This is a genomic window from Bacillus sp. FJAT-47783, assembly GCF_022808615.1.
Lineage (GTDB): Bacteria > Bacillota > Bacilli > Bacillales > Aeribacillaceae > Bacillus_BZ.
Genome location: NZ_JAKZKS010000045.1, coordinates 1 through 7,940 on the forward strand (window position 1 = coordinate 1; position 7,940 = coordinate 7,940).

Genomic DNA, 7,940 nt, shown 5'->3' on the forward strand with positions numbered 1-7,940 from the left:
GTTGACGATCACACAGGATGTTGATGACCAGCGCTTTCAAGCGGGTGCCAGGTGATAAATGACAGCGGTTCTTGTCCCATTCAAGCTGTTCATTTATAATTTTTTCAAATCCTATCTCATCACAAATAGCAGAAATCAATTGAGATGGTCCAGCCGAAAGTGTAAAAATTTGGTCCGTCTGTGTCATCGGAATCATTCCCCCACAATCATTCATTAGTGATATTTTTCGATGGGGAGGGAACATTTCTCTTTAAAAAAACAAAATTTCTTAATTTGGCACCTGCCGAATGTGGGATCGATAAAATACAGGTGTAGATTTAGCGATCCAAATATAAATACAATATGGGCTGTCGAGTATCTCAACAGCCCATTCATTTTTTATTGTCCAACTCCAACATATTTAAATCCTTGTACTTCCATCGCTTCTCTTCTATAAATGTTGCGAAGGTCAAAGAAATAAGGTTGTTTTAATAGTTGTTTTACTTGATCTAAATGTAGATTTCTAAATTGATTCCACTCCGTAATGATGACTAAGGCATCGCTATCTTTCATCGTTTCATATTCATTTTCACAATAGGTGATTTTATCATTTATATTTTCCAAGCGCCATTTCGCTTCTTTATAGGCGATTGGATCATACACTTTAAAGGTTGCTCCTTTTTTTGCAAGTTCATTCAAAATAGTGATGGAAGGAGCTTCTCGCATGTCATCGGTATTCGGTTTAAACGATAACCCTAAAATGGCCAGTTGCTTCCCTTCAAGTCCCCCCAATTCCTGTTCAATTTTCTCTGCCATTATTATCTTTTGTCGTTCATTCGCTTTCACAGTCGTTTCAATTAAAGTCATTGGTGAGTCGAATTGTTTCCCAATTTCCGCTAATGCTGAAGTGTCTTTCGGGAAACAACTTCCTCCATAGCCTGGTCCAGGGTGTAAAAACTTCGGACTAATCCGACCGTCGCGCCCCATTGCTTTGGCGACATCTTGAACATTCGCCCCTACTTTTTCACATAAATTCGCTACTTCGTTAATAAACGTAATTTTCATTGCTAAGAAAGCATTAGCCGCATATTTAATCATTTCCGCTGTTTCAATATTCGTTTCAATAAATGGCGTTTCATTTAAATACAATACGCGATACACTTCTTTCATAATGGACATCGCTTTTTCCGATTCCGCTCCGATTACGACACGGTCTGGATGAGTAAAGTCATGAACAGCTGAACCTTCCCGTAAAAATTCTGGGTTTGATACAACATCAAACTCATGGTTTACACCTCTTTTTTCCAGTTCATCTTGCACCCAACCTTTCACCTTTTGACCGGTACCAATTGGAACAGTACTTTTATCCACAATCACTTTATACCCATTCATATATTTCCCTATATCACGCGCAACAGCTTCTACGTATTTTAAGTCTGCACTTCCATCTTCTGCTGGCGGTGTACCAACCGCTATAAAAATAACGTCATACTCTGATACAGCATGTTGAATATCTGTTGTAAATTCTAATCGTTTATAATAAGCATTTCTTTCAACAATTGGTTGTAAACCAGGCTCATAAATCGGAATAATTCCTTTGCGTAATTTCTCAACCTTCTCTTCATCGATATCTACACACAAAACATTTAAACCAAAGTCTGAAATACAAGCACCTGTCACCAATCCTACATAGCCAGTACCAACTACTGCAATTTTATGCATCATTTCCTGCTCCCTTCATTTTTTAGACACGATAGTATTCACAATACCAGTTTACAAACTGCTCAAGTCCTTCTTCAATACCCGTATTCGGTTTAAATCCGATATCTTTTTCTAAACCTGAAATATCTGCATACGTTTTAAAGACATCTCCAGGTTGCATTGGTAAATATTCTTTTTCGGCTCGTTTACCAATTTTTTCTTCTAAGACAGAGATAAATTTTTCTAATTGAACAGGTTGGTTATTACCAATGTTATAAATTTTATATGGAGCAAAACTACTACTAATATCCCCTTCAGTCTCATCCCACGATTCATTCGGTTGAGGAATAACTGGGATAAGCTTCACAATCCCTTCTACAATATCATCAATGTACGTAAAGTCCCTTTCCATTTTACCGTGATTAAACACTTTAATCGCTTTTCCTTCTACGATACGTTTTGTAAACGAGAAGTAAGCCATATCCGGTCGTCCCCAAGGTCCATAAACGGTAAAGAACCTTAATCCCGTTGTCGGAATTCCATAAAGGTGGCTATACGTATGAGCCATTAATTCATTTGATTTCTTCGTTGCAGCATATAAACTAACCGGATGATCGACGTGGTGATTGGTTGAAAATGGTACCACTTTATTACCACCATACACTGAACTTGAAGAAGCATAGATGAAATGCTTCACTGGATGATATCGACAAGCTTCTAACATGTTCATAAAGCCCATTAAATTAGAATCGACATAAGCATAAGGGTTATCAATACTATAACGTACTCCTGCTTGGGCTGCTAAATGAATGACGAAATCGAATGTATGCTCATGAAACAACTTGTCTATAGCTTGTTTGTCTTTTAAATCTATTTTATAAAAAGTAAACTGATCCTTTTTGTTTAACCGTCTTAGCCGTTCTTCCTTCAAGGAAACGTCATAGTAATCATTCATATTATCGATTCCGACAACTTGACATCCTTCGCTTAGTAAGGCATTGGATAAATGAAAACCAATAAAACCGGAAGATCCCGTAATGAGAATTTTACTATTTGATAAATAATCCATATTACCTCTCCTTATAACGATTTTTCTGGAAGTGTTAACCAACTTCCCATTTCTGTTTCAAATTCCTCTGGTCTGAATTGTCCGTAGCCACTTTCATGAAAGAACGTTAACTCTCCAAAAACAATTCTGCCTTGAACGACATAAAAGTCGACTCTCACATGTGGAAAGTCTTTCGATAATTTCCTACTTAATTCGAGCATTTGTTCTAAACAAGCTGGTTTAGGTACTTTTACGTCACGGTTGTTTGGATAGATAATTTCTATATCTTGAAACGCCCAATTTAAGTCATAAAAATTTCGTCCGTGCGAAGTAAATCGATCGAAGTCCACTTGAATTAATTTAGGTTCACCGTTAAAACAAAAGATTTTATAGTCTTTTGGCGGTTCACCGTTTTCATCTGACAAAAACCGCTCACATATAATGCGCGGCTTTAAATCCCGATATACCCATTCACGTCCATATAGATAAAAATTCGTATTGAGCCACCTTCTCATTTTCTTAAATTCTAAATCCCAATCCATCTCGTTTTTATTTTTGCAAATGATGTTCCACCCTGATCCATGACTCGCTTTTAAGACAAAAGATTCTGGTAGCGCATCAATATGAATTTCATTGACCGATTCATATACGCCGTATAGTTCATTTAATAACTCTTTACCAGCTCTCTCTTCTACAAATTCTCTTACTTCATACTTATCAGCGCATTTTGTAGCGAGTGGATCATACCAATGTAATTTTAACCATTGAATTTTATCATTAAATTTCACCGGGTTTGTTAAATTCACGTCTCTTCCTAGTTTTTTCTTGAACTTCTTCTTTATTAAAATTGTATCGGTAATCAAATATTTATAGTAGAGCTCTTTTAATTGATAATAGGAATTCGCTATTTGGTCATTATTTTTCAAAATTTTTTTTACTTGCTGAATCATAAATTCACCTCTAGACTAAGTAACCAATGTTTTTTAAGCTAATTTTTCATGTCTACTTTCACAGACTATCGCTTTAATGCGCTTTTCACAATAAAAAGCAGAATATCCAGTCGTTAAAATAATAGCTATCGTTGTTGCAATCGCTGGACCAAGAAGTCCAAAATATTGGATAAGGATAATATTTAAACCAATATTTAATACAGCTCTAATAATGTTAATAAGCTGTTGTAATTTATGTTTATTATTCGTATTAAAATAAAGCATATAAAAAACGGAAAGATATCTAAAAATACTTCCAATCATTAGAGCATTGAAGATGATGACCGCATCCGTATATCTTTCACCATAAAACAACACAATAATCGGTTTTGAAAATATCATTACAATGATGTGTGCCAATGTACTTAAACCAAATATAATATATCTTTCTTTGTGAAAGAACCGTTTTATATTTAGGGTATCATTTTTTGTAAAGTACATAGAAATGCTTGATGCATAGTAAGAGGAGATGACACCTGCAAATCCAGATACAGCTGTAAACAGTTGATAAGCAGCATTGTACATCCCCACATCTTCATTCGTCATAAAATGTTTAATAACAGCTGTATCGCCAAAATTGATTAAGTACAGTCCTGAATAGCCAAACAATTGCCAAAGGGAAAAATTTAATACTTGCTTAAACCAGTCTTTATCGAACTCAAATTTTCCGATATCTTTTTTATTTATCGTTAATATATATAAAAGAACTGTCGCATGACTAAAAATATTGATAATGATGAGTGTTTTCACATCAAATGACATAAATAAAATGGTGCTTAAAAAAAGGACCTTTGCTGTCACCGATAACATAGCGGAAAAAATTTGTTTTTTTATCGCTAAAAAGTAATTACTTAGGAAGTCTTCACTGACACTTATAAAAAGCCAAACTAATATTAATAACGCTAAATCCATGCCAATATAGTTGTTAATGGCACTTTGAAAAATAATAAAAATGAGCGAAACAATGATTAAACTAAAGAATATAATGACGTTTCGCGCCCAAAACGTTTTATTGATCGACCCATATTTTACCTTTTCCTTACTTCCAAAAAAAAGAATCGATGAAGAGCTCCAGCTAAAACCAAATGTTGTTGCTAGACCAATCAACATAAACGCCACAGAGTACACACCGAAATCATGTACAGATAACTTTCTTACTATAATGATGTTTGTTATTAATCCTAGCACCATAATTAACACTTTAAGCAGTGTATAAAAAATAAAGTTTTTTCTCGATAAAAAGAAATTAATTAATTTACTCATAATACTTGGTGACACTTCCTTAGAGAAGCTGAAGAACAGCCATATCTTTATTTACTGGAATCGTGATTATTCCGTATTCAATAACCATTTCCGACAAATACCACTATATCATTTTTTCAACAAAATCAATAACTCTTTAACGATTAAAACGAAAAAATTTCTTCATCATATTGAACAAAATAAACCTCTTTGTTAATTCAAGAATATACTTGTGTTTCGTGTTTGCTTTAAATAATTGCTTGATGCCAATCATTACGTTTCCTTTTCTTAATAGTTCCATGGCATTTTGGAATGTTTCATAGGCAAGATTAAATGTGTTTCTGTTCTTACCGTCATAATAGCCATGAGCCTTCATAAATTCCTCTAAGTTTTCTACCGAAAAATCGTCTGTACCTTTTTCAAGCCGTTGTTTATACAATTGTTTTTGATATTTATCAATTAAAAATTGTTTGTATTTATCTTTTCGCGAATTGCTTTCTTTCCGAATACGATAAGAGATGAGCGGTTCATTAATAATTCCAATTTTATAATGAGCCGTGACCAATCTTAACCATAAATCATAATCTTGTGCTACTTTAAAGTTTCTATATCCGCCGACATCGTCTATAACGGCCTTTTTTATAATAACGGATGGATGAACGATGATGTTGATAAGCGGGAGTATTTTATTTACTTGATGCGGTTGAGTAAATACATTCTGGTTACTTCCTATTACTTCATCCGCTTCATTTATATACATACAGCTGCTCGAAACCATATCTAAATCGTTTCTGAATAAATAGTCCATCTGTCTTTTAATTCGGTCTTTATCAGATATGTCATCTGCATCCATTCGGGCAATAATTTCCCCTTTCGAAAGCTGAATTCCTTTGTTTAAGCTCATTGCTAAACCGATATTTTCTTCATTGAAAATTAAATTAATTCTCTGATCTACTTTTTCGTATTCTGTAAGCAATTTCAAAATTTCAGCATTTTCAGGGTTATCTAAGATGATGACAAACTCAAAATGAGTATAGGTTTGGTTTAATATCGAATCTATTGCTTGCTTAATTTCTTTTTCACTTTCGTTATATGTACTCATCACAACACTTACTAATTTTTCCATAAGGTGCTCTCCTTTAAAAACCATATCGATGTATATCTCTTGCCAAATTTAAACTGGACGAAGGACGAACTCTAACATTTAGCTTAATCTTTCATTTATTAAATGTAACGTTACAATCCGATTAAAATTTCATTTAACTATGTAATATTTTTTCCAAAAAGGGGTTCCTTCCTTTAGTATGTGATTTTTCTCGTTACATATTTTCTATATTTAAAAAAATGCCCCAATTAATTTCACACGGGGGCATCTTCCATCTCTTTTAATTAAAATTCTATACATAGATATATAAATCCGACTGTATATTTCGTTAACTTTTTTCTTTTTCTCCAACTAGTAATGCATCCATAAAAGGAATGAGTTGATTTTTCAACTCATGGTTTTGCATCGCAATCTCAATTGTAGTCTTTATAAATCCTAGTTTTTCGCCCACATCATAACGTTTTCCTTCGAAATTATAAGCAAACACGCGTTGAATTTCGTTTAAATGCTGAATAGCATCTGTGAGTTGTACTTCTCCACCAGCTCCGATTTTTTGTTCTTCAAGGAACTTAAAAATTTCAGGGTTTAAGACGTAGCGACCCATAATAGCCAAATTAGATGGTGCTGTTCCTTGCTTTGGTTTTTCAACGAAATGACTCACTTGGTATAGGCGGCCATTTTGTTCTACCGGGTCAATAATACCATAACGATGTGTCTCGCTCTCTGGCACTTCTTGAACACCAATAACAGAAGCTTGAGTTTTCTCATATTCATCAATTAATTGACGTAAACAAGGTTTTTCAGACTGGACAATATCATCTCCGAGCAGAACCGCAAATGGCTCATCACCTATAAACTTACGGGCACTCCATACAGCATGCCCAAGTCCTTTCGGTTCTTTTTGTCGAATGTAATGAATATCAACTTGTGATGGTTTACGGACTTTCTCAAGTAAATCAAACTTTTCTTTTTCCATTAAATTGTGCTCAAGCTCAAATGAGTGGTCAAAATGATCTTCAATAGCACGTTTACCTTTTCCTGTTACAATAATAATATCTTCTATACCAGAAGCGATAGCTTCTTCAACAATATATTGAATTGTGGGTTTATCAACAATTGGAAGCATCTCTTTTGGCATTGCTTTTGTAGCTGGTAAAAACCGTGTTCCAAGCCCCGCAGCTGGAATAATAGCTTTTTTGACTGTCTTCAAACCCTATCTCTCCTTTCATAGAAAAAATCTAGATATATGGGAGAATAATATAGATATCTAAATTCTTACTCGTTTTATTCATGTATAGATGATTAATGCACCCATCAAGATACTTTCATAATGACACGGGCTAAGTATACGATTCTACGATTCCTAAAGATACTCTAGGTAAGAAGCCATTGCACTAAAATTTATACACAAGATGGCCTACATTATTACAATTAATTATTCTAGCACCCTTTACTTAAAATGGAAAGGGAGATTGCTGTAAAAAAAATATTCTATTTCCTATTATCAAATCTTAGCTTTTATTATAATCGTTCCAACAAAAATGTTTACAAAATTTTTAATGACTGATTCTAAGGCATACATTCGTATCCTTATAAATCAGCCCATGCGTGTTGATTATCCAAATTTAGGCAGACTTATCCTATAAAAAGTTGAGTAGCTTTTTAGAAATGTCATCATTTCCGAAAACCAATCAATCGGAAGCTCTCCTGTCAGCAGTTTTCGTTTAAATGTAATAAAAGATAAAGAGGTGAATACTTTTCGTTTGGCTGTTTGATCATATAGCCATTTTAGAAGGACATAGGCGATTAAAGCAGCGAACAACTGATTATAAACAGCATTCTTCGTCGTTCCGAATAAGACAGGGACATTTAAATG

At 34.1% G+C, this 7,940-nt stretch carries 7 protein-coding genes and 1 pseudogene; all 8 read right to left on the reverse strand.

What is annotated here, in order from left to right:
* Positions 1–187: DUF4277 domain-containing protein (locus MLD65_RS17605; RefSeq protein ID WP_243293126.1), on the reverse strand; the 187-nt coding region annotated here is incomplete at its 3' end.
* Positions 188–378: 191 nt separating this feature from the next.
* Positions 379–1,704 (reverse strand): UDP-glucose dehydrogenase family protein, encoded by a 1,326-nt coding sequence (locus MLD65_RS17610; protein ID WP_243293127.1) that lies wholly within the window; start codon positions 1,702–1,704, stop codon positions 379–381.
* 19 nt (positions 1,705–1,723) lie between these two features.
* Positions 1,724–2,749, reverse strand: coding sequence for an NAD-dependent epimerase (locus MLD65_RS17615; RefSeq protein WP_243293128.1), 1,026 nt, complete (start codon positions 2,747–2,749; stop codon positions 1,724–1,726).
* 11 nt (positions 2,750–2,760) lie between these two features.
* Positions 2,761–3,678: an ATP-grasp fold amidoligase family protein gene (locus MLD65_RS17620; RefSeq protein WP_243293129.1), complete on the reverse strand. Its 918-nt coding sequence runs from the start codon at positions 3,676–3,678 to the stop codon at positions 2,761–2,763.
* 33 nt (positions 3,679–3,711) lie between these two features.
* Positions 3,712–4,980: an oligosaccharide flippase family protein gene (locus MLD65_RS17625; protein ID WP_243293130.1), complete on the reverse strand. Its 1,269-nt coding sequence runs from the start codon at positions 4,978–4,980 to the stop codon at positions 3,712–3,714.
* Between the two features lie 136 nt (positions 4,981–5,116).
* The gene (locus MLD65_RS17630; protein WP_243293131.1) at positions 5,117–6,085 is read right to left on the reverse strand and encodes a glycosyltransferase family 2 protein; all 969 of its coding nucleotides are present in this window, start codon (positions 6,083–6,085) and stop codon (positions 5,117–5,119) included.
* A gap of 307 nt (positions 6,086–6,392) precedes the next feature.
* The gene (gene galU / locus MLD65_RS17635; protein ID WP_243293132.1) at positions 6,393–7,274 is read right to left on the reverse strand and encodes a UTP--glucose-1-phosphate uridylyltransferase GalU; all 882 of its coding nucleotides are present in this window, start codon (positions 7,272–7,274) and stop codon (positions 6,393–6,395) included.
* A gap of 405 nt (positions 7,275–7,679) precedes the next feature.
* A pseudogene (locus MLD65_RS17640) lies at positions 7,680–7,940 on the reverse strand (IS4 family transposase); the annotation flags it as partial.

Coding starts and splice junctions, on each gene's coding strand:
- MLD65_RS17610 (WP_243293127.1), bottom strand. CDS start 1,704: ATGATGCATAAAATTGCAGTAGTTGGTACTGGCTATGTAGGATTGGTG.
- MLD65_RS17615 (WP_243293128.1), bottom strand. CDS start 2,749: ATGGATTATTTATCAAATAGTAAAATTCTCATTACGGGATCTTCCGGT.
- MLD65_RS17620 (WP_243293129.1), bottom strand. CDS start 3,678: ATGATTCAGCAAGTAAAAAAAATTTTGAAAAATAATGACCAAATAGCG.
- MLD65_RS17625 (WP_243293130.1), bottom strand. CDS start 4,980: ATGAGTAAATTAATTAATTTCTTTTTATCGAGAAAAAACTTTATTTTT.
- MLD65_RS17630 (WP_243293131.1), bottom strand. CDS start 6,085: ATGGAAAAATTAGTAAGTGTTGTGATGAGTACATATAACGAAAGTGAA.